At 48.4% G+C, this 24,210-nt stretch carries 24 protein-coding genes and 1 tRNA gene; 2 read left to right on the forward strand and 23 right to left on the reverse strand.

Annotated features, from left to right (window positions below; genetic code table 11):
• Nucleotides 1-141: 141 nt before the first annotated feature.
• The 12 genes from JSQ80_RS10570 to rpsF all read right to left on the reverse strand — a co-directional run bounded on the left by JSQ80_RS10570 (nucleotide 142) and on the right by rpsF (nucleotide 12,585).
• Nucleotides 142-1,680 carry a peptidoglycan DD-metalloendopeptidase family protein gene (locus JSQ80_RS10570; RefSeq protein WP_206095289.1) on the reverse strand — a complete coding sequence of 513 codons (1,539 nt, stop codon included), beginning with the start codon at nucleotides 1,678-1,680 and terminating at the stop codon, nucleotides 142-144.
• Between the two features lie 249 nt (nucleotides 1,681-1,929).
• Nucleotides 1,930-2,742 (reverse strand): spore coat protein, encoded by an 813-nt coding sequence (locus JSQ80_RS10575; RefSeq protein WP_206095290.1) that lies wholly within the window; start codon nucleotides 2,740-2,742, stop codon nucleotides 1,930-1,932.
• A 180-nt stretch (nucleotides 2,743-2,922) separates the two neighbouring features.
• Nucleotides 2,923-4,206 (reverse strand): adenylosuccinate synthase, encoded by a 1,284-nt coding sequence (locus tag JSQ80_RS10580; RefSeq protein ID WP_206095291.1) that lies wholly within the window; start codon nucleotides 4,204-4,206, stop codon nucleotides 2,923-2,925.
• 169 nt (nucleotides 4,207-4,375) lie between these two features.
• Nucleotides 4,376-5,731 (reverse strand): replicative DNA helicase, encoded by a 1,356-nt coding sequence (dnaB, locus tag JSQ80_RS10585; protein WP_087434828.1) that lies wholly within the window; start codon nucleotides 5,729-5,731, stop codon nucleotides 4,376-4,378.
• Nucleotide 5,732: 1 nt separating this feature from the next.
• The gene (gene rplI, locus JSQ80_RS10590; RefSeq protein ID WP_087434829.1) at nucleotides 5,733-6,176 is read right to left on the reverse strand and encodes a 50S ribosomal protein L9; all 444 of its coding nucleotides are present in this window, start codon (nucleotides 6,174-6,176) and stop codon (nucleotides 5,733-5,735) included.
• Nucleotides 6,173-8,131: a DHH family phosphoesterase gene (locus tag JSQ80_RS10595; protein WP_206095292.1), complete on the reverse strand. Its 1,959-nt coding sequence runs from the start codon at nucleotides 8,129-8,131 to the stop codon at nucleotides 6,173-6,175. The genes rplI and JSQ80_RS10595 overlap by 4 nt, the downstream gene beginning before the upstream one ends.
• A gap of 11 nt (nucleotides 8,132-8,142) precedes the next feature.
• On the reverse strand, nucleotides 8,143-9,069 hold the full coding sequence (locus JSQ80_RS10600; RefSeq protein ID WP_087434831.1) for a DUF2232 domain-containing protein: 927 nt from the start codon (nucleotides 9,067-9,069) through the stop codon (nucleotides 8,143-8,145).
• 146 nt (nucleotides 9,070-9,215) lie between these two features.
• On the reverse strand, nucleotides 9,216-9,638 hold the full coding sequence (locus JSQ80_RS10605) for a CBS domain-containing protein (protein ID WP_087434832.1): 423 nt from the start codon (nucleotides 9,636-9,638) through the stop codon (nucleotides 9,216-9,218).
• Nucleotides 9,639-9,761: 123 nt separating this feature from the next.
• Nucleotides 9,762-10,739: an LCP family protein gene (locus JSQ80_RS10610; protein WP_087434833.1), complete on the reverse strand. Its 978-nt coding sequence runs from the start codon at nucleotides 10,737-10,739 to the stop codon at nucleotides 9,762-9,764.
• A gap of 670 nt (nucleotides 10,740-11,409) precedes the next feature.
• Nucleotides 11,410-11,682 carry a 30S ribosomal protein S18 gene (rpsR, locus tag JSQ80_RS10615; protein WP_087434834.1) on the reverse strand — a complete coding sequence of 91 codons (273 nt, stop codon included), beginning with the start codon at nucleotides 11,680-11,682 and terminating at the stop codon, nucleotides 11,410-11,412.
• Between the two features lie 70 nt (nucleotides 11,683-11,752).
• Nucleotides 11,753-12,250 (reverse strand): single-stranded DNA-binding protein, encoded by a 498-nt coding sequence (gene ssb, locus JSQ80_RS10620; protein WP_087434835.1) that lies wholly within the window; start codon nucleotides 12,248-12,250, stop codon nucleotides 11,753-11,755.
• Between the two features lie 50 nt (nucleotides 12,251-12,300).
• On the reverse strand, nucleotides 12,301-12,585 hold the full coding sequence (rpsF, locus tag JSQ80_RS10625) for a 30S ribosomal protein S6 (protein WP_087434836.1): 285 nt from the start codon (nucleotides 12,583-12,585) through the stop codon (nucleotides 12,301-12,303).
• Nucleotides 12,586-12,840: 255 nt separating this feature from the next.
• Between rpsF and JSQ80_RS10630 the strand changes: the two genes are divergently transcribed.
• Entirely contained in the window at nucleotides 12,841-13,035 is a 195-nt protein-coding gene (locus JSQ80_RS10630) for a YjzC family protein (RefSeq protein WP_087434837.1), read from the forward strand.
• Nucleotides 13,036-13,445: 410 nt separating this feature from the next.
• Here the strand turns inward: JSQ80_RS10630 and JSQ80_RS10635 are convergent.
• The 4 genes from JSQ80_RS10635 to JSQ80_RS10650 all read right to left on the reverse strand — a co-directional run bounded on the left by JSQ80_RS10635 (nucleotide 13,446) and on the right by JSQ80_RS10650 (nucleotide 15,016).
• Nucleotides 13,446-13,536 (reverse strand) — tRNA-Ser (locus tag JSQ80_RS10635).
• Nucleotides 13,537-13,592: 56 nt separating this feature from the next.
• Nucleotides 13,593-13,796, reverse strand: coding sequence for a DUF951 domain-containing protein (locus JSQ80_RS10640; RefSeq protein ID WP_087434838.1), 204 nt, complete (start codon nucleotides 13,794-13,796; stop codon nucleotides 13,593-13,595).
• On the reverse strand, nucleotides 13,786-14,727 hold the full coding sequence (locus JSQ80_RS10645; protein WP_206095293.1) for a mechanosensitive ion channel family protein: 942 nt from the start codon (nucleotides 14,725-14,727) through the stop codon (nucleotides 13,786-13,788). The genes JSQ80_RS10640 and JSQ80_RS10645 overlap by 11 nt, the downstream gene beginning before the upstream one ends.
• A 19-nt stretch (nucleotides 14,728-14,746) precedes the next feature.
• Complete coding sequence (locus JSQ80_RS10650; RefSeq protein ID WP_240463617.1) at nucleotides 14,747-15,016, reverse strand: putative Se/S carrier protein; 270 nt, start codon at nucleotides 15,014-15,016, stop codon at nucleotides 14,747-14,749.
• A gap of 107 nt (nucleotides 15,017-15,123) precedes the next feature.
• On the opposite strand from JSQ80_RS10650, the gene yyaC reads away from it, so the two are divergent.
• Nucleotides 15,124-15,711, forward strand: coding sequence for a spore protease YyaC (yyaC, locus tag JSQ80_RS10655; RefSeq protein WP_206095294.1), 588 nt, complete (start codon nucleotides 15,124-15,126; stop codon nucleotides 15,709-15,711).
• A gap of 27 nt (nucleotides 15,712-15,738) precedes the next feature.
• Here the strand turns inward: yyaC and JSQ80_RS10660 are convergent, their stop codons facing one another.
• From JSQ80_RS10660 to mnmG, 7 genes are all read right to left on the reverse strand, one after another.
• Entirely contained in the window at nucleotides 15,739-16,245 is a 507-nt protein-coding gene (locus tag JSQ80_RS10660) for a DUF4446 family protein (RefSeq protein WP_206095295.1), read from the reverse strand.
• A gap of 27 nt (nucleotides 16,246-16,272) precedes the next feature.
• The gene (locus tag JSQ80_RS10665) at nucleotides 16,273-17,430 is read right to left on the reverse strand and encodes an aminotransferase class V-fold PLP-dependent enzyme (RefSeq protein ID WP_206095296.1); all 1,158 of its coding nucleotides are present in this window, start codon (nucleotides 17,428-17,430) and stop codon (nucleotides 16,273-16,275) included.
• A gap of 287 nt (nucleotides 17,431-17,717) precedes the next feature.
• Entirely contained in the window at nucleotides 17,718-18,572 is an 855-nt protein-coding gene (locus JSQ80_RS10670) for a ParB/RepB/Spo0J family partition protein (protein WP_206095297.1), read from the reverse strand.
• Complete coding sequence (locus tag JSQ80_RS10675; protein WP_019423248.1) at nucleotides 18,565-19,326, reverse strand: ParA family protein; 762 nt, start codon at nucleotides 19,324-19,326, stop codon at nucleotides 18,565-18,567. The genes JSQ80_RS10670 and JSQ80_RS10675 overlap by 8 nt, the downstream gene beginning before the upstream one ends.
• A 210-nt stretch (nucleotides 19,327-19,536) precedes the next feature.
• Nucleotides 19,537-20,352 (reverse strand): nucleoid occlusion protein, encoded by an 816-nt coding sequence (gene noc / locus JSQ80_RS10680; RefSeq protein WP_087434844.1) that lies wholly within the window; start codon nucleotides 20,350-20,352, stop codon nucleotides 19,537-19,539.
• 1,093 nt (nucleotides 20,353-21,445) lie between these two features.
• On the reverse strand, nucleotides 21,446-22,168 hold the full coding sequence (rsmG, locus tag JSQ80_RS10685) for a 16S rRNA (guanine(527)-N(7))-methyltransferase RsmG (RefSeq protein ID WP_206097548.1): 723 nt from the start codon (nucleotides 22,166-22,168) through the stop codon (nucleotides 21,446-21,448).
• Nucleotides 22,169-22,240: 72 nt separating this feature from the next.
• Nucleotides 22,241-24,148: a tRNA uridine-5-carboxymethylaminomethyl(34) synthesis enzyme MnmG gene (gene mnmG, locus JSQ80_RS10690; RefSeq protein WP_206095298.1), complete on the reverse strand. Its 1,908-nt coding sequence runs from the start codon at nucleotides 24,146-24,148 to the stop codon at nucleotides 22,241-22,243.
• Between the last annotated feature and the right edge of the window lie 62 nt (nucleotides 24,149-24,210).

A 24,210-nucleotide genomic window follows, 5' to 3' on the forward strand; every position in this document is an offset into this window, starting at 1 on the left:
TATTCATGATAGCTGTTCACCAGTGTCACTCTATTTTACCATAATTGTCTCTTCATCCCGATAGCAAACGTTGGTGGGAGGAAAATATGGTCCGAGACGCAAAAAAGACGGGATCGTGATTCATCCCGCCTGCCGCTTTATTTATAAATATTTAAGAGGATTTTGCACTTCATCATCTTTATGAATCTCGAAGTGAAGGTGCGTTCCCGTTGAATTGCCCGTATTGCCCATGACGCCGATATCCTGGCCCTTTTCCACTATATCCCCGACATTGATATCAATCTTGCTCAGATGGCCATACAATGTCTTATAACCGTTGCGATGGTTCACAATAATGCAGTTGCCATAGCCGCTCTTCTCGCCTGCGAACACGACAACCCCTTCATCGGCCGCCATAATCGAACGGTCGGACGAAACCATATCAATGCCTTTATGCATACGTCCCCATCTTGTGCCGTATCCGCTCGTCAGCGTCGCGCCGCTGACTGGCCAATCGAACGAGCCTGTGCCTTCTCCGCGCACGACTTTCGTTCCCCGTATCACAATTTCAGGAATCGCCGGCTCGACTACTTCCTGATCGATCCACTCTTCATTCGACAGCATCCCGTTATCTTTAACGAGACGATACGACATGCGTTTTAAGCCCTGCTTCCCTTTACGCACGACTTTGGATTCTCCCGCTCGCATTTCCGGGTCTTCTTTTACAATCTTCTGCGGCTCTGTCACGATATACTCGCTGTATGCCTCAACCGTCTTTACGGTAATCAACGGCTTCGCTTCCGTCAGATCGAGCTCTTGCCCCGCTTTCAGGACCTCTTCACCGGCAGATGGATTATTCGTGTAAATCGCTTGAATCGATACGTTCATCTTCTTCGCGATGGAGGAGACGGTATCGCCTTTTTGCACTTTATATGTGACCGGCTTTTTCTGGCCGGTGGTCAATTTGTGAATCGCTTCTTCCGGGCTGAGCAGATTGTCTGGATCTGTGTTGCTGTCTTCCATGTTCACCCGTTCGCGGAAGCTTACTGATTCCAGACGAGATACCGCCTTCGTCGCATTGACGGATCGCACCGGAGCGGACAGCACTTTGACTTCCTTTGCGTTCTGGCTGTTTTTGGCTCCCTTGTCCGTAAACTTACCTTTAACCTGCTGCAATATCTTCTCAGCCGTCGCTTCGTCTTTCACTATCCCGATGCTCTGGCCATTCACCTTCAGCTCCACGCCTGTCGCATATGCGGTCATCATGCCGCCGAGCTTGGCAAGCGTTTCCTGCGTTGCGGGCTGCGCCTTGAAGCCGGAATCAGCCACCGTGCGGATGCCCTCCATATCGAGCTGCATATGCGCATTCGGGTGCTTTGCCTGTACTTCATCCTGCTTCTTTGCGTAGAAGCTTTCCAAATCATTAAGAGCAGATATCGTTCCTACCAATTCATTATTTTTATATACATGAAAAAAAGAAAATGTGTTCGCTTGCACATAGGCTGTACCGCCCCATACGGCAGAGGCAATGAGCGCCAATCCGCCAACTGTAAGCACGATTTGCTTGCGTGATTTCGCAACCCATCGTGTAGCGGTGTCAGATGCCAACCGCTGCCGCCATGCTGCCGTCCATTGTTGCCATCGGTTCTGCGAGTCTTGTCCGACTTCGTTGTCCCGACGATTTCCGTTGAAACGTTCCATGTTGGTCTCCTTTATTTCAAGTTCATCGATTGCAATAAATGCGATTTCAGCAAAAAGTGACAAAGGTTAACGTTTTGTCATCTTTTTTCATCTTGTTTAATGTAACACAGGTCAAAAGAACATTGCAACTTACGACAAGGATCATGCCCTTGACACCGGCAAGTCAAATAACAAAGAAAAACGCGAATGGCCTCTTCTATAAGAAGATGACTCTTTTCGCGTTTAATATACTTGGTATTTATTTCTGGATTATTCCTGGCCCGTATTTTGTCCGGATTCAGACTCTAAGCTGGCATCCATTCCGGATCCCGGCCCGGTTTCCTGTTTATTCGGTGCGGCCCCGGCTCCAACTTTCTCTCCATCTTTCTCTTTGACGGCTGTTCCGCTCTCTCCTACAAGCCATTCCCGCATTTGCCCATACTCTTCGTCATTTAGATGCTTTGCCAGAATCTGCTCCGCTTCTGTCAATTCGCTTGAGGTTAAGCCATCCTCCATCAACGTGGATAGACGCTGCCATTCCTCCTGCGGGAGCTTCTTCATGAGTATGGCGAACAACTCTTCTTTCTTTGTCTTTGACATATCCTCTTTGTTCTTGGACAGCACATCCGGCGGCACGACGACCCGCTCTTGCTGACGAGCCTCCTGTCCGGATGATATGCCTCCCATTACAGGCAGCGCACCGTCTGACGGTGCGTCAGGGGGCGCATTCGGATCAGGCTTGGATGGATTCCCTGTTGACAGGCCATCTCCATCTCCCGTTTCCCTTAATCCGCCCGATTCTTTACCATCTGCCTTATTTTGCTCACCGGCAGGCTTAATCCCTTCTGTCAAAGACCCGGATGCCTTGTTCGGAGCGGCTGTCGATCCGGAACCTAGCAACACGCCCCACATCGATGTTAATGTTAATGGTTTTCGCTCCAACGGAATGTGAAAGGTATGTAATGCCGTCTGAATATACCGGTCAACGACGATTGCCGTCGTTCCTACCGTTAATAGACTTGAAATCAGACTTACCGACAGTATCGTAATCACCATTCGAACTACGCGCATGGTCCATCGCATAAATGATGCCTCCCAGCTTGCCTTCCCGTTACTAGTCGCTTCCCGACCGTGATACGACGGCGGTTCTAGTTCTATCATTTTCTTGAAAGTCACGGTACGGCGCAAAATCATTTACTGCTTAGTATGCCCGTAATTCAATAAAAAAATCCGGCCCTTCCCAAGGAAGAAGCCGGATTCATATTAACGGTAGATTGGTCGAACTTGGTTCGTCTGCTCGCGATTGCGGCCAACCGAGAAGATAGAGATTGGAATGCCTGTCAACTCGGATACGCGTTTCACGTAGTTACGCGTCGATTCCGGCAAGTCTTCCAATGTTTTGCATTGCGTAATATCCTCGGACCAGCCCGGCATTTCCTCATAAATCGCTTCGCACTTGGCAAGCATATCCAAGCTCGCCGGATAGTGTTCGATAATTTCATCGCCGTATTTATAAGCGGTGCAGATCTTGACGGTCTTCAAGCCAGTCAACACGTCAAGCGAGTTCAGCGACAAGCCTGTAATCCCGCTTACGCGGCGGGCATGACGGACTACGACGCTGTCGAACCAGCCGACGCGGCGGGCACGGCCCGTTACGGTGCCGTATTCATGACCTGCTTCACGAATGAAATCGCCGGTTTCGTTATTAAGCTCCGTAGGGAACGGTCCGTCACCTACACGAGTCGTATAAGCTTTCGCTACGCCGACAACCTCTTCGATTTTGGACGGTCCTACGCCAGAGCCTATGCAGACGCCTCCTGCCGTTGGGTTCGAAGACGTTACGAAAGGATAGGTGCCTTGGTCAATGTCGAGCATGACGCCCTGCGCGCCCTCGAACAGCACCTTCTCGCCAGCATCGATCGCATCATTCAATACGACAGACGTATCGACGACATACTTGCGGATAAACTCGGCATATTCTAAGTATTCTTTCAGGGTCGCTTCAATATCAAGCGCTTCGCCGCCATACATGCTGATCAATTCGTTCTTCTCATTCGCCAGATGGCGGAACTTCTCTTCGAACACGTCCTTGTCAAGCAAATCGACGATACGAATGCCATTGCGGGCTGCTTTGTCCATATAGCAAGGGCCGATCCCTTTGCGGGTCGTACCGATTTTGTTCGGGCCTTTGCGTTCCTCTTCCAATCCGTCCAGCACCATATGATACGGCATAATCACATGCGCGCGATCGCTGATGCGGAGATTGTCGGTCGAGAAGCCATTATCATGAATATATCCAATTTCTTCGATTAATGCCTTAGGATTGATGACCATTCCGTTGCCGATGACACAGATTTTATCCGTGTAAAAAATACCGGACGGTATCAGGCTCAGCTTATACTTTTTATTATCAATCAGGATCGTGTGCCCCGCATTGTTACCACCTTGATAACGCGCGACCACGTCGGCGCTTTCGGCGAGGAAATCGGTAATTTTCCCTTTTCCCTCGTCACCCCATTGGGTTCCTACGACGACTACTGTAGACATATTCATACCCCCGTCGGGTGTTCACACACCGGTTATTCGCTGCTTTACCGAAAAGCAGCATTTCTAGTTTATCAGCGAACTGCCATAAAGTCAATGAAAAACGAACGTTAATTTCCGCAACTAGACTAATGTTCGGAAACTAACGTTCGCTCCTATAAATTATATGTTATTATCCCGCAGATAAGTCCTGATGATTCCTCTCGTAGCTGACGAATTTATTGAAATTTTTCAGAAATACAAGTTCTACCGTGCCGACTGGACCATTCCGCTGCTTGGCTATAATGATTTCGATTATATTTTTCTTTTCCGTATCCTGGTTATAATAATCATCCCGATACAGAAACGCAACGATATCGGCATCCTGCTCGATCGAGCCGGATTCCCGCAAGTCAGACATCATCGGGCGCTTATCCTGCCGCTGCTCTACGCCGCGGCTAAGCTGAGAGAGCGCGATGACAGGAACTTCCAGCTCCCTTGCGATCATCTTGAGCGTCCGCGATATTTCGGACACCTCCTGTTGACGGTTATCCCCGGCTTTGCCGCGTCCATGGATAAGCTGCAAGTAGTCGATGAGAATCATGCCGAGGCCGCGCTCTTTCTTCAAGCGCCGGCACTTGGCGCGGATATCCGCAACGGTAACGCCCGGCGTGTCGTCGATATAGATCTCCGCTTCCGACAATGCTCCTATGGACATCGTCAGCTTCTCCCAATCATCGTCCTCCAGCTGGCCTGTACGGAGCCGTCCGGCATCGACGTTCGACTCGGCGCACACCATCCGCTGCACAAGTTGGGCCGCCGACATTTCGAGACTGAATATAGCTACCGTCTCTTTTGCCCGAACGCCAACGTTCTGCGCAATGTTAAGCGCGAAGGCCGTCTTCCCTACGGAAGGACGGGCCGCGACGATAATCAAATCATTGCGTTGAAATCCCGATGTCATTTTGTCGAGATCGGGAAAACCAGACGGTATTCCGGTTGTGATGCCCTGCTGCAGATTCAGCTCTTCGACTTTCTCATAGACTTCCATCAGGACGTCTTTAATGGCGATAAATCCGCTCGATGAGCGGCGGTTCGATATTTCTAAGATGCGACGTTCCGCATCGCTCAACAATCCGGAGACATCGTCACCGCCGGTATACCCCTCGCTTACGATCTGCGTGGCGGTGCGAATGAGGCGGCGCATCATCGATTTCTCTTCAATAATTTGCGCGTAATAATCAACGTTGGCTGCGGTAGGCACCGCATTGGCCAGCTTCGTCAAATAGGACACGCCGCCGATGTCTTCCAACTGCTGCTTGCCTTGCAGCTTGGCCGTCAGCGTGACGAGATCGATAGGCTGATTATCTTCCCCCAGCTCGATCATCGCCTCATAGATCATCTGATGGGCCGGGTTATAGAAGTCTTCCGACTGCACCCGTTCCATCGATGTAATCAACGCCTCCGACTGCAGCAAAATGGCGCCGAGGACCGCTTGCTCGGCCTCTACATTTTGCGGCGGAACACGATCGACTAACATTTCGTTCATTTTATTCCTCCGTTACGTGTACCTTCATCGTTGCTTTGACATCCGGATGCAGTTTCACCGTCACGTTTGTATATCCTAACGAACGAATCGGATCGGGAAGCTCGATCTTGCGCTTATCCACTTTAATTTTCAGCTTGCTCAACGCTTCCGCAATTTGCTTGGAAGTGATGGCACCGAATAAGCGTCCGCCGTCCCCTGCCTTCGCTTTCAGCTCAACCGTCGTTTCATTCAATGTCGCTGCAAGCTTTTCGGCTTCTTCCTTTTCCTCTTCTTTGCGTTTCAATTCCGATTTATGCTGCTGCTCCAGGGTCTTCAAATTGCCCTCCGTCGCCGGACGCGCCAGTCCTTGCTTAATAAGAAAGTTCTGTGCGTATCCTTCGGAGACCTCTTTGATTTGTCCTTTCTTGCCTTGTCCTTTTACATCCTGCAACAAAATGACTTTCATTCGAACAACCCCTCTTCCGCATCGATTTCTTCCAGCACGCGCTTAAGCTTATCCTGCGCCTCTTCGAGTGTGCCGTGCATTTGCACGGCCGCATTCGTCAGATGTCCCCCGCCGCCCAGCCGTTCCATGACGACCTGCACGTTCATCTGACCCAAAGAGCGCGCGCTGATTCCGATAATGCCGTCGGGACGTTCGCTAATGACGAACGAAGCCAGCACATCGGTCATATTTAACAGCGTATCAGCTACCTGAGCAATGAGCAACTGTGAAAATTTGCGTCCCGGCTCCGTCACCGCGATAGCGATATTGCCGTACATCATTTCTGCATGGCGAATAATCTCCGCCTTCTGAATGAATTCGTCCAAGTCTTCCTTCAATATCTTCTGAATGAGCAGCGGATCCGCTCCTTGCCGCCGCAGGAAGCTTGCCGCATCGAACGTCCGCGACCCCGTCCGCAGCGTAAAGTGCTTCGTATCCACCGTAATACCCGCTAACAAGGACGTTGCTTCCAACGTGCTCAAGCTTAGGCGGTTATGAATGTACTGCAGCAGCTCGGTGACGAGTTCGGCTGTAGAAGACGCGTACGGCTCCAAATAGACGAGCACCGCATCGTTAATGAACTCCTCGCCGCGGCGGTGATGATCGATAATGACGATGCGTTCCGATTGCAGCAGCCGCGGCTCTTCCACCATCGACGCCTTGTGCGTATCGACCACGACGACCAAGCTGTCTTCCGTAATCATCTCTATCGCCTCGCCTCGCGAAATGAAACGTGACCATAAGATTTCATCCTTCTCCAAATAGGCAATCATTCTGTCAATCGACGGATTGCTCTCTTCCAGTACGATATAAGCCTCCACATTCAGCGAGCGGCAAGCATTGAGCACGCCGATTGCCGATCCGATGGAATCCGTGTCAGGGTTCTTATGCCCCATTATGAATACAGCATCGCTCTGTTGAATGAAATCCCGCAATGCATGGGCAATGACACGGGCGCGTACCCGCGTCCGCTTCTCCACGGCGTTTGACTTGCCGCCGTAGAAGGACAGACGCTGTCCCAAGCGGACGGCTACCTGATCCCCGCCACGGCCGAGCGCGATGTCGAGGCTCGATTGGGCAAGCTGTCCCAGCTCCGTCGTTTTGTCTGCGCCGGCTGCAATCCCCATGCTGAGCGTTACAGGCAGCTTGTTATCCACCGTCGTCTCCCTTACTTCATCGAGAATGACGAAGCGCGTCTGCTCCAGCGCCTTTAACGTCTGCACGTCCATCACCATGAAGTGACGTTCTGAGGACAACCGCTTTATCAGGACGCCATGTTCGCTAGCCCATGACGTAATCTGGCCGGTGACGCGCGCCAACAGGGCGGCGCGCTGCTGATCATCCAAGCCTTGAGTCGATTCTTCCAAATTGTCCATAATGACCATGCCAACCGCAAGCCGTTCCTCTTCGTACCGCTTGCGCAAGGTCCAAATGTCTGTAATATCGGTGAAGTAGACGACCCGCTCCTCGGGAACGATATCCGCATGCAGGATGCGTCCGCCGATAAACAGCTCTGCCGAACTTTCCTTCTCTTTCCCGATATGAAGCTGAGGAAAGACTTCGGACAGATCTGCCCCCACTAGGGAGGGTTGATCGGCAAGCTGCGCCAAATAAGGATTATGCCATTCAATTACCCGTTCATCACTATATAGCAAAATGCCGTAAGGCAACTCAACAACTGCTTCTTCTCCCGCTCGTTTTACCCGTAACCCCAGTGTTGTCAGATACGACTCCATCTCTTGGCGGAATTTGCGTTCCGCCGCAAGTGAAGCAACCGCAAGCGCCACGATGGCGACAAACGCCATCGTGCCGATCATCCAATTATAGATGGACACGACGATGGTTAAGGCTGACAGCAAGACAAACGTCCAGCTCGTATACTTCGTATACCAGCGATGGAACAATAGTTTAGGCATGCCTTCTCACCCTATACTCTTGGTTTGGATATGGATTGCCGTATCGGAAACGCCAAGTCCACAATTCCAATAATACGTAATATCGCATGAAGCATCGGCAGGAATATGACCGCTATCGTCATAACGATTGGTATTCCCTTATTCCACCGCCTTGCATGCGCCAAGAAGAAGAGAAAAGAAATCCCTTGAAGCATAAACGCCATCTGAAGCAGGGGCGCCAAGTTCAATAAAATAAGCGTCATGAAGCTACCCGATGATTTCGGCAAGACCAAATCCAAAATAATCGTAATCAAGTAATACCAGAGCAGCGATTTGGGCAGCATCCATTGGCGAAGCGGCTTCATTTTCTGCACACCGGCGCCTTGGGCCGTCAACAACGGCCTGCTGATCGCATACGTGATGGTCCCCATATAAAGCGCGCTGATGATAAGCATGAAAGGAATCATTTGACTGAGCAGCAGAACAAACTGCTCTTTCATATCGGACGTCATCTCCGCAGGGAATAGCGCCGTCTGTTCAAGCCCCACCAGAGACTCGTTCATTATCGTCATAATATAATCGTAGAAGTTGAAGTTGAGCGCCCATTTTGCCAAAGCCAGCACAACCAAAGATTGAACGAGGAATGTGAGCGTTCCCGCAAAATAAACGTTTAATGCAGGCTTCTTCTTTTTAAACATATGCCCGAAGACGATACCTGGAACGATGAAATAGAGCGCCGTCAACACGGCAATGGACCCTAAGTTGCCCAACAAGAAAAATATGATGACCAGCACCGGCACCACAAATAATGCGAACCTGCGCGTCGATTGCGTCGCGTAGAGCATTACAAACGGAACCGCCATAAAGCTCATCGTCAACACCTGTATCGGCTGAAAGATAGATAGTAGCAACACGAGCGCGACAATCGCCCATGTAATCGATGACCAGCGGTTTTTCAAAAATGTTCACCTCTTGCGAAAAAATTGTTCCCTCACTCAATACGATGTCTTCTTATACCCGCGGCGGTTTGGGGCGGGGCAATCGTTTGGTTTTTCTAGTTTTTACCTTATCCTCTAAAAAACCGTCATCTTTCATTATACCATAATTACTTCACGTCCATAGCCTTGGTAACGAACTGCTCGCAGTATTCGATGATCTGACTCCGGCGGACAATACCGATGAACCGGTTCATATCATCCACGACCGGAACGAAGTTCTGCACCTTGGCGAGATTGATTAAGTCCTCCATATTTGAGTCAATCCGAACGCTCTTGTTGCGCATATTGAGCGAGACATCCTTGAGCATAAACTTTGAAGCGTTCTCAAATGTAACTTCACTGTTTGAATTTTTCATATGCCATAGTAAATCTCCCTCAGTGACGGTGCCGACATATTCCCCATCTTCGTTCAAAATGGGCACCGCGGTATAACGATGATATTCCATCCGTTCAAGCGTCTGGCGCAGCGTTGCGTTCAAGGTTAAGCAGACGACTTCATGTTTCGGCGTCAAGAAAAAAGCGATATTCATCCGTAAGGTCTCCTCCTCAATAAAAGCAGGGCCGTATTTATCCATAACTCCCTAACACTAAATTAACACATTTCCCCGGTCAAAAACAAAAAGTCAGCCGTAAAACGACTGACTTCTTGTGAATCAATCTTCTTGCATCGGGCGAGGCGCCATTAACTCTGCCTTTGGCGTACTTGCATCCAACCAATTGTGAAGCAGCTTCTGCACATAGTCCAAATCCTCGTCATCAACCATGTAGTACCATACATGATCCATCATTTTGCCGTCTCCGTGCAGCATATAGCTGCTAATTTGCGGCGGTTCATCTTGCGTAAACATCGTCTTGGCCAAATCAATCATATATTTCGGACGCATATCCGTTGTAAAATTATCACCCATGATTTCAATAAGCTCGGGTATGCGCGCGATTTTATCCATTTCAATAGCCCGTTGCATGACCGCATTCAAGAATACACGGTGCCGCATGGTCCGATTCATATCGGAATCCTCGCGGTAGCGCACGTAATACAGCGCCTCTTGACCGTTATAGATTGGTTTGTTCGCTTCAATTCGGAACTTTTCGTGATTCGGGTCCTTGTTGACGATATCCTTCGTTATCGGCAGCTTTACGCCGTCCAACGCATCGACGACATCCTTCAGCCCGTGAAAATTGATTGTCGCGTAATGATCCACTTTATGATTGAGCAGGTTCTCTACCGACTCCATGCTCATTTTGGCGCCGCCATAGGCGTATGCGTGATTCAATTTCGTATTGAACCCTTTACCGATAATCTCCGTGTACGCATCCCGTGGAATGGAGAGCAGCAGCACCTTATTATCCTGCGGCCTGACGACGGAATAAATAATCGTATCGGAGCGGCCTATTTCCTTATCCCGTTGATCCACCCCGAGGAGCAGAACCGAGAACGGTTCCGTCACTTTGCGGACGACTTCTTGTTTGCCTTCAATCGGCTTATAAGATTTATCTAACGTTTCCTCCACGTGGCCCGACAAGAACATATCGAAGGCCAAAACTGCGATTTGCTTGCGGAAGAAAAAACCGCTAAAGCCTATGATGGCTATGACCGCAAACGCAATTCCCCATTTTTTATATTTTTTCATTCAAAACCACTTCTTCCTAATGATGTGTTATAAGATTCCCATCGAGACAACAATCGTTGTATTATGCATACTTCGTTCCCATATTTGAACATAATAAAAGTGAGCATTCACACGGACTATATTACTCCCTAGAAACTTACGCCAGTCAAGTCTGGCACATGTCCTTGCTTGAATACGCCTTGCTCCTTTCCTCCTTCAGCAATCATCCCGCTTGCTTACGCTGTGTCTCATGTGGCGGGAAGATGGATCAGAGTTAGGATGAGCAGCCGTGACCGATTTTATCTCTATTTTCGGTCCTTGAAATTAAGCCCTGTTTTGTGAGTTCGTTGTTGTGTTGTGATGTTTATGCAAGAAACAATATTTTTATTTTACATGCAATCGCCCGAAAAATAAAATAAAGATTCGTCATATTTATGGAAAAAAGGCAGCAGCAAAGGAAAAAGCCGCCTTGAGAAAGCGGTTTCCGACACGCATTGTCGAACGGTGACAACTGTATAGATTCGTCATAAACAATGATTCTGCGATGACGTATTCCATGCTGGAATTGGCATAGTCAATCAGCCTGGTCTCTGGACTGATTCGGACACCATAAAATGTGAAACACAAAAAACCCTGCAGAATGAATGCAGGGTTTCTTAATAAGAACTCCCCGGTTACCCGGCTTGTCCTATTATTCCGTTGTGTATGGCAGCAATGCTACTTGACGGGAGCGTTTGATCGCAATCGTCAATGCGCGTTGATACTTTGCGCTTGTGCCTGTGACACGACGCGGCAAAATTTTGCCGCGTTCGCTGATGAATTTTTTCAACAGCTCGATGTCTTTATAGTCAATGTGAGTGATTTTATTCACTGTGAAGTAGCACACTTTACGGCGCTTGTTACGGCCTTTACGACCGCCAAACTTACGTTCTGGACGTTCGCCGCCTTCGCTTCTGAAGCTCATTCTATTCAACTCCTTGTCGTTAAAATTCCGTTCCAGGCAACTTTACGAATGCAAATTCGTAACCGGTTCCTTAGAATGGCAAATCGTCATCGGATATATCGATCGGTTTGCCGTCGTCAGAGAAAGGATCCGCTGCTTGCCCGCGAGAATAGTTCGAACCGCCACCTCGCGGCTGCGAGTTGTTGTTCGGTGCAGGCGCACCGCCACCATAACCCCCGCCCATATCGTCGCGAGCTCCACCGCTGTCACGGTTGGATTCCAAGAAACGCACGTTATCAGCAATAATTTCCGTCACGTATACACGTTTACCTTCATTATTGTCATAGTTACGTACCTGGATGCGCCCTTCTACTGCTGTCAGCCGACCTTTGCGCAAATAATTCGCACATGTCTCTGCCAACTGCCGCCAAGTAACGATTGGAATGAAATCCGCCTCACGTTCTCCATTCTGGCTCGAGAACGGCCGATCGACCGCCAGCGTAAATTGCGTCACCGCAACTCCAGATGGTGTGTAGCGCAATTCAGGGTCACGCGTCAGACGACCAATTAAAATCACGCGATTCAACATGATATCCCCTCCTTCGGACGTTTTCCTTACGAACTCACGATGGTTGGCAATTAAGCCACGTCGCTTACTACGAGATGGCGGATAACTTCGTCAGAGATCTTCAATTGACGCTCCAACTCCGCTACTACTGCAGGTTCTGCAGTAAAGTTCACGAGGACGTAGATACCGTCACGGAACTTCTTAATCTCATACGCAAGACGGCGTTTACCCATTACGTCGTGTTTCGTAATTTCACCGCCGTTAGAGATGACGCCCTGGAATTTATCGACTGCTGCTTGAACAGCTTCTTGCTCGACGTCCGGACGAATGATGTACATCAGTTCGTATTTGCGCATTTCACGTTCACCTCCTCTTGGACTTCAGGCCCCTGATCAAGTCAGGAGCAAGGAGCGAGAAAACTCGCACTAAATTAATATAACAAAATGAGCCCGATGGCGCAAGTCTAAATCACGTACCCACGGTATTCGCCATGAAAAAAATAACCAAATGTGATTTACATGTATCATTTCACCACTCATGAAGCTTCCTTCACTTGAGTACACTAATGACGATAATAGTCTGCACATCACAATATACAGGAGGTCTTCAAAATGGGCGAACAAACCGAATTCGAGCCAGGCGATAAAGCTCCAAACGACGCTGTCTATATGGAAGTGGGCGAAAAAAGCTTTCACACGGAAATTCAAGATCCAAAACAGATCCGACTAAAAAAAGGCGAGCGGTTTCCCGAAACCACAAACAAAGACCGCAAATGGAAGAAAAAATCGCACGCGCTGACGCACTGATTCGATTTCCCTTATTTAACACTCATTTTGGTCTTAAGCTGATGTATATAAAAACCGGCTGCGGTCATAATAACAACTGACGGTGCGAAGCGAGGTGGGTTCCGTTGAATGATGGAGCGAAGAACCAAGTGGAGACATCAACTTTACGACATAAGAGAAGCGAGGGGTTGTGCTAAAGACTATTCTGTCTGACACACGAGTTTCATGTATGGCGTAAACCATATGCGATAGCCTAAGCCATCTGAAGAAGTGAAGTGTAGAAGTCGAATAAAGCACCGTCAACGAGGAAGGGACTTTGCGTACGCAGAGTCCCTTCATTCATGCCTTCATTCATGCCTTCGTTCATTAACTCGGTATAAATACAAAAAACTCCGAAGCACATTCGCTCCGGAGACTCATTTGCAATATAGTGGCGGAAAGGGTGGGATTCGAACCCACGCACGCCTTGCGACGCCTAGCTGATTTCGAGTCAGCCCCCTTGGGCCTCTTGGGTACCTTTCCATAGCAAAAGTTATCTTACCATAGACTCCACTAAATTGCAACATCTTTTTTTCATCCTACTCGTCCGCTTGCGCTGATTTCAACACTTTTTTCATGCTTTTTTCGAACTTGGCACGCGGAACGAGTACACTGTGCTTACAGCCGACACACTTTATCCGTATGTCCATCCCCATGCGGATAATTTCCATTTCATTCGTTCCGCATGGATGAGGCTTTTTCATCTGCACAATATCACCCAAGGCAAAGGTCTTACGCTCCATGGTTGACTCCCCCCTGTTCCATTCGCTGATAGGTTACGAGGCGCGGATACGGTATTTCAATCCCATGATCTTCGAGCGCCTTCTTCATTTCCGCATTCATTTGCCGCGATACCCCCGCCTGCGTGTACGGTTTGCATTCTGCAATTACGCGAATCGTCACCTCAGATGCGGCTAACATTTGTACCCCTAGCACTTGCGGCACATTGACGACATTCTCATTGCGTTCTGGAAGCGTTCCTAACGCCTTCGACATGACATCAATCGCTTCATCCACATTCTCTTCATAAGCAATGGAAATATCGACAACAGCAATGGAATTGTTAAGCGAAAAATTCGTTACTTCTGTAATGATTCCATTCGGAATAATATGAACTTCCCCTGTCCAGCTATGAATGCGGGTGGAACGCAATCCAATCATCTCGACCGTTCCTTGGAACTGCCCTACTTTGATGACATCGCCTACCGCGAACTGATCCTCGAAAATAATGAAGAAACCAGTCATGACATCCTTTACCAGACTCTGTGCCCCGAAACCGATGGCAAGGCCGACGACCCCTGCCCCAGCCAACAGCGGGGCTAAGTTCACATTGAATTCGGATAGAATCAGCAAGATCATAATGAAATTCATAACTAACGAAGTTACATTTTTCAATAGCTTCCCTACGGTAAGCAGACGTCTTGGGTTCATCCCCATTCTATTTTTCTCGCGCTTCATTACCGTATGGTTAATCATCCGATACACCACTCGAATTACGATGCGGGTTATGAGCACAATAAGTGCGATTTTAATCGCTTTGATCAAAATCATTTCCCAAGTTCCGCTATCGGTCAGCCAATCAATAACCCCTTGCTGCCATTTTTCAAACAAGGATAACGTATTTTCGATATTATCTTCCACGGTTTGTGGGTTGGCCGGTTCTGCCCATAACATTGACTTCACTCCCTAATGACTAAGTAATGCTTATAATTATATATTCCGCTCCTTGCTTGTGAAAAATTCCTTTTATTTCAATATGCTCGGTTGCTATTAACGATTTCACCTGTTCCAAATCATCGGGATGAAATTGGATCGAAAGCGCGCAGCCTGCCGTAATCTCTTTTGGTGTCGGACAGGTATCAATGTCCAAGCCTACATATTCCATCAGCATTTCGGCCCGCAGCGCTTGCTGCGTGGAGTCAAATGCCATAACTAACTCTTCGCTCACATGACTGCTTCCCATTTCTCGCCCTTCTTTCATCAAAGATACATTTTCCTAGCACCGAAGTATAAAAGTTCTCTTCCATCCATATACTAGTTACTACCATTAGTAGAAACGGAGGCGGCACGATGACCTATCCCTTGTTCAATGACCCGGCCCCGGTCGAATGTCATCCTTGCAAAGTCGCGCATGATTCACCTGATGCTCTTCCCTTATTGGTTCGCTCCTGTCAGGAGCATCTCGCATTACGGGCCCCCTATCGCCCGGTAACCGTTGTATGTATCGGAACGGATCGCTCCACTGGAGATTGCTTGGGTCCATTAGTAGGCACGCGCCTTGCTAAACAGTCATCTCCCTATTATCGGGTGCTCGGCACGCTTAATCAACCAGTTCATGCTATGAATTTGCAAGAAACGATAGATTCAATGCAAGCTGCTGACCCACATTCGTTTATCGTTGCAATAGATGCCTGTCTCGGCCAGAGCAGCAGCGTTGGATCTGTCCAGATTCAGCAGGGTCCGGTACGCCCTGGCGCAGGGGTAAACAAACAATTGCCCCCGATCGGTGATATGCATATTACTGGCATCGTCAACGTCGGAGGCTTCATGGAATATTTTGTATTGCAAAACACACGGCTTCATCTTGTGATGAGCATGGCGGAATTAATTGCAGAGACCGTCCATCAATCCGTTACCAATATGGGGCGAATGAGTTGAACTGCCGCTGCCCCATCCTCGGCCAGACTAGTTGGCGGCAGCGCGCCGCCGGGCTTCAGCCGACTCAATCGCTTGTTTCTCCTCTGGAGATAAAGAATACGGGGACTGGCCTTTCTCAAGCGGCTTCGCATAGACATAGGAATGTTCGCGTCCATGTATCCCTGTTATTACGATGCCATCCTGCTCATCGTCAATCCATGCAATCGAAAAGCTCAAATCGCTCCCATGCTCCGCAAAGGCGTTATAACGCTGAATGCCAACATGGGATTTCATCTTTTTCAGCGCTTTGCGGACTTGCTTCAGATCCTTATGGTGCAGTTCATTGGCATGCTGGAGCTTGGCAACATCCTCATGCATGCTGGACAAGACCATGTCCAAATGCTCAACACCACTATCGCCCATAATAGCTGAATACTGACGGCGAAGCTTGCGCAGCTTCGCTCCTTGGATAAGGACAATAATAACTAGCATCAATGACAAACCTGCTGTACATAACACGATCCACGGCAACCAATCGTTGACTTCATTCATCATAGGTCTCAGTTCTCTCCTGCCTCTAACTTATCCCTTACATACCCAATGCACGGCTTCCAACAGACGATCTACATCGTCCTCTGACGTATTCCAACCTACACTAATGCGAACCGCTCCCTGTCCAATCGTGCCGGCTGCTTCATGCGCTAACGGTGTGCAATGATAGCCCGCTCTTACCGCAATCCCGAATTCCTTATCCAGACGATGGGCAATCGCAGCACTATCGGCCTGTTCCGCCACAAAGGACACAATTCCGGTGCGCGGGCGCCCTGGATCCGGCCCCAACACCCTTATACCGTCTATAGACAACAGCGTTTCCATAATGCGCTGAGTTAAGCTCCATTCCTTATAGTACATTTTTTCAACGGACTCATTCAGCACATACTTTACGCCGGCTTCCAATCCAGCAATTCCCGCCGTATTCGGCGTCCCTGCCTCATATCGATCAGGTCGGGTCAATGGTTGAGCCACCCCTTCCGAATGACTTCCCGTTCCCCCTTGAATCAATGGATCGATATTTATATCTGGATGAAGATATAAGCCTCCGGTCCCCTGTGGACCGAGCAATCCTTTATGCCCGGGGAACGCCAGCATATCTATCCCCATTCGTTCCACCTGAATCGGCAGCAATCCGGCAGATTGCGCCGCATCGACCAACAACCTCGCTCCATGACGATGGCAAATAACGGAAATTTCCTCTACCGGAATAATGGAACCAAACAGATTCGAGCTATGGTTGCAGATGACTAATCGGGTACTGGAGGTTATTGCTTGTTCCAATTGCTTGATGTTTAATTGCCCTTGCTCATCCGTATTGACATAAGTAACATGAACGCCTTGCTTTCGTCTCAGCTCTTCAAGGGGCCTTCTGACCGAGTTGTGTTCGACTGCTGTTGCCACAACATGATCCCCTGGACGAACGTAGCCGTATATCGCCATATTCAGTGCCATCGTCGTATTGTACGTGAAGGCAATATCAATGGGATTAGACACTTGTAACAGATCGGCCAGCGCCATCCTTGCCCGCAGCAGACGCTGGCCTGCACGTTTAGCCATGATGTGCCCGCCGCGCCCCGGATTCGCTCCTTCTTCCAGCATGGACTCTTGCACCGCTTCCATGACAGCCTTGGGTTTAGGCCATGAAGTCGCCGCATGATCGAAATAAGTTACAGGGGAATGCGGCATATGAACTCCTCCTTCTTTGAGTTCTTGCAACCTTCTCGGTGCTGAAAAGGGGCCTTTTCGAGCCCTCTCTTTTAGCTTACAATTGCATCTTCATATTTATAACTTTATCGCAAATCGTTAGGTGTATATAGTACAATTTTGTAACCTTTTAGACGCTAAACAAAAAAACTAGCATTCCTAGTTTAATCCCTCCAACATCGGATGACAACTAAAAACACTAGTATATTTGCAATCATTTTTTATTCTTTTTAGAGGTTGTTCATAATGCCTTTTTGAACGGGCACCTTCTAGTTGGACGACAACGTTTGCAGCATTTCCAACAAACGCTCTAAATCTTGCTTGCTAAAATAAGCAATTTCAATTTTTCCTTTATCTTTGTTTTGCTTTATTTTAACGGTTGTGCGAAAACGTTCTCTTAAGTTTTCCTCTAACTCATCCAAGTATGGATCCTTACGCAACGTTTTCGCCTTATCAGTTGCTTTCCCTTTTTTGTGAAGCTGCTGTATCGCTTCTTCAAGCTGACGCACACTCCATTCCTGGCTAATGGCAGACTTAGCCAGTTGCTTCACTTTGACTGGATCCTTCACTCCTACGATAGCACGCGCATGTCCCATTGAGAGTGTTCCACGTGAAACATAATCCTTTACTTCTTCTGGAAGCTGTAGAAGACGAAGGAAATTAGCGATGTGGGAGCGAGACTTTCCTACTTTTACGGATAACTCTTCTTGTGTTAATGAAAACTGATCCATCAGCGCTTGATACGCAAGCGCCAGTTCAATTGCATTTAAGTTTTCGCGCTGCAAGTTCTCGATCAGAGCAATCTCCATTACTTGCTGATCCGAAAAATTACGAACGACTGCAGGAATCGTAGCTTGCCCAAGCAGTTGAGACGCGCGGAATCGGCGTTCACCTGCAATGATTTCATATCCTTTTAATACACTGCGTACAATAATTGGCTGAATGACACCATGCTGCTTTATCGACTCGGCCAATTCTTGTATCGATTGCTCATCGAAATTTTTTCGCGGTTGATAAGGATTGGGACGCAACTGCTGTAATGATACTTCGACCACTTTATCATCATCGTTCACGGACAGTGACGGAATAAGTGCGTCCAATCCACGTCCTAAGCGCTTACTCATACGAAATCACTTCCTTCGCAAGTTCCAAATATACTTCCGCCCCTTTAGATTTAGGGTCATAGGTCATAATGGATTGACCATGCGATGGCGCTTCGCTTAAACGAATATTTCGCGGAATGATCGTCTGATACACTTTCTGCTGGAAGTATTTCTTTACTTCTTCAATGACTTGAATTCCTAGATTCGTACGGGCATCGAGCATGGTCAATAGCACACCTTCAATTTGCAATGAAGTGTTCAGATGTTTCTGTACCAAGCGTACGGTATTCAATAATTGGCTCAGGCCTTCCAATGCGTAGTATTCACATTGAATCGGAATAATGACCGAGTGTGAAGCTGTCAAAGAGTTAATCGTCAAAATCCCTAATGAAGGCGGACAGTCTATCAAAATATAATCATAAAGATGAGCAACGAGCTGTAAAGATTTTTTAAGACGAACCTCACGTGAAATCGTCGGTACTAACTCGATCTCTGCGCCAGCCAGCTGGATCGTTGCTGGAATAATATGCAGACCTTCCACCATTGTCGGAATGGTTGCATCCTTCGGATGCACATCGTTAATGATGACGTCATAAATGCAATTCGCCACATCCGCTTTGTTGATCCCAACTCCGCTGGTCGTATTTCCTTGCGGGTCAATATCTACAAGTAATACCCGCTTCCCCAACAGCGCCAAACCTGCACCCAAATTTACCGTCGTCGTTGTTTTGCCGACGCCGCCCTTCTGGTTGGTAATGGCAATGACTTTAGCCATTCCTCTTCACCTCAATGTTGTTTCTTCGCGATTCTAGTTGCATCATTACTTCAGTTGTTTTCGTATAAACAGAAAAAGAGCGGCCCTCTTGCCTGCTGCCGCACTTAGCACTACGCATGACAACCAAATCGTGGCTTTGTTCTAACCTGAGCAATACCTTATGAAAGAAATCAACGATACGTGAGCAGGTGAATCTAGTTGCGTTGTATGTTATCGTTTTGGTATTTTGATGACAATTTCATAATGATCATCATGATCATGTTCATCTGTCTTTATTTTCAGCCCCGATCCTGACACCATCTCAATCGATTGGCGAATCGTATTGAGCGCTAAACGAACATCCTTCGTAAAGGAAACCCGTTTCGTTTTTTTTGCCTTATGGACTTCTTTATAAAAAGCAACCCTTGCTTCCGTTTGCTTCACGTTCAGCTCTTTCGCAATAATTTCTTCCAGAAGCTTTAACTGAAGCTCTTCCGAATCAAGTCCGAGCAACGCCCTTGCGTGGCGTTCCGTAATCTTCCGGCCCATTAACGCTTGCTTGACTGCATCCGGCAAGTTCAAAAGACGAATCTTATTGGCGATGGTAGACTGGCTTTTGCCCAATCGCTGCGCCAAGCTCTCCTGCGTTAATTCATGCAGATCAATTAATTTCTGATACGCAATCGCTTCTTCTATTGCTGTAAGTCCTTCACGCTGCAAATTCTCGATTAAGGCAATGGATGCCGCCTGGGAGTCATTAATTTCTCGGACGATACCCGGAATTGTATCCAAACCCAACTTTTTCACAGCACGCCAACGACGCTCACCGGCGATAATCTCGAATTTCCCATTCCGCTGCCGAACGACGATAGGCTGAATTACACCATGTGTTTTAATAGTCTGACATAATTCATCAATTTTATCATCATCAAAAATTGTGCGTGGTTGATAAGGACTGGTGACAATCTCGTCCACCGGAAGTTGTTTCACCTCATCCAGCGATTGACGCTCCGCAAAACCGAATAACCGAGACAGTTGTTCTTTCATTTCCGTATAATACCACCTAACTTCAAAATAATGCCAGGCACATGAAGAAGCGGTAGTGCTCTGCTCCACTCTCATTACGTTAGTCCTTCACTAGAATCAAGCGCGATCATGACCTAAAAACAATCTTTTGCGCTTGCTCATAAATGAGGACTGAGATGCAGTCACGTAAAGACGTTCATCCCACATCATCGTTCACCATATCGAGAACGTTATAGAGATGCAATGAGTTTGAAAAATCTTTTCTTCGACAGAATGAATGCTTTTCCGCTATTCATATGTATTCTCCAGGCTACTGCCTTTTTCCTGCCTTTTGGGAAGATGAGTAAAAAAATTATGTTTCACGTGGAACATTTCCCCAAATCATCAAAAGCTTGCATCTCTATCCTATCACAAATGGCGAGTTTATTTCATATATTTCTGACAAAAAGAAGCGGCAATCCCAGCTTTATTTATTTATTTAAGCATTGATTGTGCATATGAATATATATAATGTTCTATGTAAAGAGACAGATCGCCAACGTCTCCTCCTCCATAATCTAAATATACAGATTAGTTACTTCGATACGCTAAGTGGCTTCGTTATGCAATGCCTGGCAGTAATCCTTATTCTTGCAACCACTGAAAGAAAGCGGAGCAGGCACATTACTCTGATTTCTCGCCTTTTGTCATGCTGGACTGCAAAAGTGAGCTTGTTGGAGATATCCGCTGCCGTCGCTGTTGAATCCAAGTCAAGTCATATAGGAATGAGACTGTCCGGGGATGACTCGGATTCAAAGGCGATCGGCAGGTCTCTCCAACTGGCCGCGCCCCAATAGACCGCAAAGATACGTTCTACAATCCCCATCCGCACCTTGGACAAGTCTGCCTTCCCATTAGGGATAATACCAATAAAAAAAGAGCCGATTTCTCGACTCTTTTACCTTGCCATTTCAAACTAAACCTAATTATCGTGCGTGTTCAAAAAGGCCGCTTTTCAGCACCAGGAAGGTTGCAAGAACCCGAAGCATACGCTTTTCGAGGGTAATGCAAGATTCGACGCCAAATCTCATCTTGAGATGCTTCGCGATCAAAAGAGGGCCTTTTGAACAACCTCTTATAGGATCGGGGATTTCAAAGGCGTCCCCGGCTTCCGCGGGTATCCCTTCGGTGTAGGCCCCGTCTTCTTCACGATAACAATGTGGCGTTCCGATTGTTCAATAGGCAGCTTTAGCGCATAATCGGATACGAACTGTGCTTGCAGCACCTGCAAGCTGCGTTTTGCTTCCACCAGCTCCTCCTGCGGATTCGTCCCCTTCATGGCAGCGAAAGTGCCGCCTGGTCTGACGAATGGCAGGCAGAATTCGTTCAATACGTTCAACTTGGCTACCGCACGCGCCGTAGCCAAATCATAGCGGTCGCGATGCTCTGGCTTGCGCGCCACCTCTTCTGCCCGGCCGTGAATGCAAGCAACGCCGGTTAGTCCTAGTTCCTGCGTCAAATGATTTAAAAATTGGACTCGTTTATTAAGCGAATCCACAATCGTCAACTGGATATGCGGAAACATGATTTTTAACGGAATTCCGGGAAATCCCGCTCCGGAGCCGATGTCTGCCATCGACTGAATCCCGTCCATCGGGACATGGAATCCGAGCGTCAAGCAATCATAAAAATGCTTTTCATACACAAGCCCCCGCTCCGTAATGCCCGTCAAATTCATTCGCTCATTCCAGTCCGCCAAAATGCGGTGATACGTATCAAATTGTTCCCACTGTGTGTCCGAGACTGACCATCCTTGCTCGGATAACCAGCCTGCAAACTGTTCTTGTACGGCATCCATCATCCGAATCTCCTATACACCAATGTGGCTTTGTAAGAACCCTGCAGCCGCTGCCTGAGCCGACTGCGATTATTATTCCCCATTGCCCTGAGACTGCTTAACCGCCGTTACTCGATTATAATGCTCCAAATATACGAGCAGGATGGAAATATCCGCAGGCGATACCCCGGATATGCGGGTAGCCTGGCCGATAGAAAGCGGGCGAACCTTCGCCAGCTTTTGCTTCGCTTCCGAAGCGATTCCGTGCACGTCATCATAATCGATATCATGCGGAATCAGCTTTTTCTCCATCTTGCGCAGACGTTCTACCTGCAGCAACTGCTTCTCGATATAACCGGAATATTTAATCTGGATCTCGACCTGTTCCTTCATCTCATCATCCAATTCCAGCGTGGACGGATAGAGCTGCTCCACATGAGCGTAGGACACTTCAGGACGACGCAACAGTGTCATGACGTCACAGCCATTTACCAACGGAGCTGAACCCGCCTCAGCCAACATCGACTGCACGGCTTCATCCGGCTTCACCTTCGTCGTCTTCAGACGCTCCAGCTCCTGCTCCACCAATTCCACCTTGTGCTTGAACGATGCATAGCGTTCCTCGGTAATAAGGCCAATATCGTAACCAATCGGCGTAAGCCGCAGGTCGGCATTGTCATGGCGGAGCAGCAGACGATACTCGGCACGCGAAGTGAGCAGACGATAGGGCTCATTCGTTCCCTTCGTGACCAAATCATCAATGAGAACGCCAATATAAGCTTGGGAGCGTTCCAAAATAACAGGAGCCTGCCCCTGTATCTTACGAGCAGCGTTAATGCCCGCCATTATACCCTGCGCTGCCGCTTCCTCGTATCCGGATGTTCCGTTAATCTGTCCTGCTGTGAACAAGCCCTCGATCGCCTTTGATTCCAATGTAGGCCAGAGCTGCGTCGGAACGACCGCGTCATATTCAATCGCATACCCGGTCCGCATCATTTCCACGTTTTCCAGACCGGGAACCGAACGCAAAATCTTTAATTGCACATCTTCCGGCATGCTCGTCGATAATCCTTGCACGTAATATTCAGCCGTATTCTTCCCTTCCGGCTCCAGAAACACTTGATGCTTCGGCTTATCAGCGAAGCGTACAATTTTGTCTTCAATGGAAGGGCAATAACGCGGTCCCGTTCCTTCAATTACTCCCGAGAACATTGGAGCACGGTGCAAGTTATCGTTGATGATCCGATGCGTGTCTTCCGAGGTATACGTAAGCCAGCACGGCAATTGCTCATTGTCCGAGGATTTGGTCTCATGGGAGAAAAATTTGGGATCCTCGTCTCCGGGTTGAATCTCTGTTTTGGAAAAATCAATCGAATCCCTATGAACGCGCGGCGGCGTCCCCGTCTTGAAGCGCACCAGCTCGAAGCCATGCTTGCGCAAGCTCTCGGACAACTTCAACGAAGGCTGCTGATTATTAGGGCCGCTTTCATACATCAGCTCACCCATAATGATTTTTCCGCGCAGATACGTTCCCGTCGTCAGCACAACGGCTTTCGCAAGGTACTGAGCGCCCGTCTTCGTCTCTACGCCAACGCATTTGCCGTCTTCCACGATAAGCTCCTCCACCATGCCTTGACGCAGCGTCAAGTTCGGTGTCGATTCTATCGTTTCCTTCATCGTTTGCTGATACAAAAATTTATCCGCCTGAGCGCGCAATGCGTGGACGGCCGGCCCTTTCCCGGTATTGAGCATCCGCATCTGGATGAACGTCTTATCGATGTTGCGCCCCATTTCGCCACCGAGCGCGTCAATTTCGCGCACAACGTGGCCTTTGGCCGGTCCCCCGATCGACGGGTTGCACGGCATGAAGGCAACCATATCTAAATTAATCGTTAACAGCAGCGTATTGCAGCCCATGCGTGCGGCCGCCAATGCGGCTTCACAGCCTGCATGACCGGCACCGATAACGATGGCGTCATATTGTCCTGCTACAAATGACATGAGTCTCCCTCCTTTAACTTGCACTCTTGCTCTGTCCCGCCTTTATTTGGACTCGCGCCACA

Source organism: Paenibacillus apiarius (assembly GCF_017052585.1).
Lineage (GTDB): Bacteria > Bacillota > Bacilli > Paenibacillales > Paenibacillaceae > Paenibacillus_B > Paenibacillus_B apiarius.

Excerpts from the sequence above, each read along its gene's own strand:
- JSQ80_RS10570 (WP_206095289.1), bottom strand. The coding sequence starts at position 1,680 with ATGGAACGTTTCAACGGAAATCGTCGGGACAACGAAGTCGGACAAGAC.
- JSQ80_RS10575 (WP_206095290.1), bottom strand. The coding sequence starts at position 2,742 with ATGCGATGGACCATGCGCGTAGTTCGAATGGTGATTACGATACTGTCG.
- JSQ80_RS10580 (WP_206095291.1), bottom strand. The coding sequence starts at position 4,206 with ATGTCTACAGTAGTCGTCGTAGGAACCCAATGGGGTGACGAGGGAAAA.
- dnaB (WP_087434828.1), bottom strand. The coding sequence starts at position 5,731 with ATGAACGAAATGTTAGTCGATCGTGTTCCGCCGCAAAATGTAGAGGCC.
- rplI (WP_087434829.1), bottom strand. The coding sequence starts at position 6,176 with ATGAAAGTCATTTTGTTGCAGGATGTAAAAGGACAAGGCAAGAAAGGA.
- JSQ80_RS10595 (WP_206095292.1), bottom strand. The coding sequence starts at position 8,131 with ATGCCTAAACTATTGTTCCATCGCTGGTATACGAAGTATACGAGCTGG.
- JSQ80_RS10605 (WP_087434832.1), bottom strand. The coding sequence starts at position 9,638 with ATGAATATCGCTTTTTTCTTGACGCCGAAACATGAAGTCGTCTGCTTA.
- JSQ80_RS10610 (WP_087434833.1), bottom strand. The coding sequence starts at position 10,739 with ATGAAAAAATATAAAAAATGGGGAATTGCGTTTGCGGTCATAGCCATC.
- rpsR (WP_087434834.1), bottom strand. The coding sequence starts at position 11,682 with ATGAGCTTCAGAAGCGAAGGCGGCGAACGTCCAGAACGTAAGTTTGGC.
- ssb (WP_087434835.1), bottom strand. The coding sequence starts at position 12,250 with ATGTTGAATCGCGTGATTTTAATTGGTCGTCTGACGCGTGACCCTGAA.
- rpsF (WP_087434836.1), bottom strand. The coding sequence starts at position 12,585 with ATGCGCAAATACGAACTGATGTACATCATTCGTCCGGACGTCGAGCAA.
- JSQ80_RS10630 (WP_087434837.1), top strand. The coding sequence starts at position 12,841 with ATGGGCGAACAAACCGAATTCGAGCCAGGCGATAAAGCTCCAAACGAC.
- JSQ80_RS10640 (WP_087434838.1), bottom strand. The coding sequence starts at position 13,796 with ATGGAGCGTAAGACCTTTGCCTTGGGTGATATTGTGCAGATGAAAAAG.
- JSQ80_RS10645 (WP_206095293.1), bottom strand. The coding sequence starts at position 14,727 with ATGTTATGGGCAGAACCGGCCAACCCACAAACCGTGGAAGATAATATC.
- JSQ80_RS10650 (WP_240463617.1), bottom strand. The coding sequence starts at position 15,016 with ATGGGAAGCAGTCATGTGAGCGAAGAGTTAGTTATGGCATTTGACTCC.
- yyaC (WP_206095294.1), top strand. The coding sequence starts at position 15,124 with ATGACCTATCCCTTGTTCAATGACCCGGCCCCGGTCGAATGTCATCCT.
- JSQ80_RS10660 (WP_206095295.1), bottom strand. The coding sequence starts at position 16,245 with ATGATGAATGAAGTCAACGATTGGTTGCCGTGGATCGTGTTATGTACA.
- JSQ80_RS10665 (WP_206095296.1), bottom strand. The coding sequence starts at position 17,430 with ATGCCGCATTCCCCTGTAACTTATTTCGATCATGCGGCGACTTCATGG.
- JSQ80_RS10670 (WP_206095297.1), bottom strand. The coding sequence starts at position 18,572 with ATGAGTAAGCGCTTAGGACGTGGATTGGACGCACTTATTCCGTCACTG.
- JSQ80_RS10675 (WP_019423248.1), bottom strand. The coding sequence starts at position 19,326 with ATGGCTAAAGTCATTGCCATTACCAACCAGAAGGGCGGCGTCGGCAAA.
- noc (WP_087434844.1), bottom strand. The coding sequence starts at position 20,352 with ATGAAAGAACAACTGTCTCGGTTATTCGGTTTTGCGGAGCGTCAATCG.
- rsmG (WP_206097548.1), bottom strand. The coding sequence starts at position 22,168 with ATGGATGCCGTACAAGAACAGTTTGCAGGCTGGTTATCCGAGCAAGGA.
- mnmG (WP_206095298.1), bottom strand. The coding sequence starts at position 24,148 with ATGTCATTTGTAGCAGGACAATATGACGCCATCGTTATCGGTGCCGGT.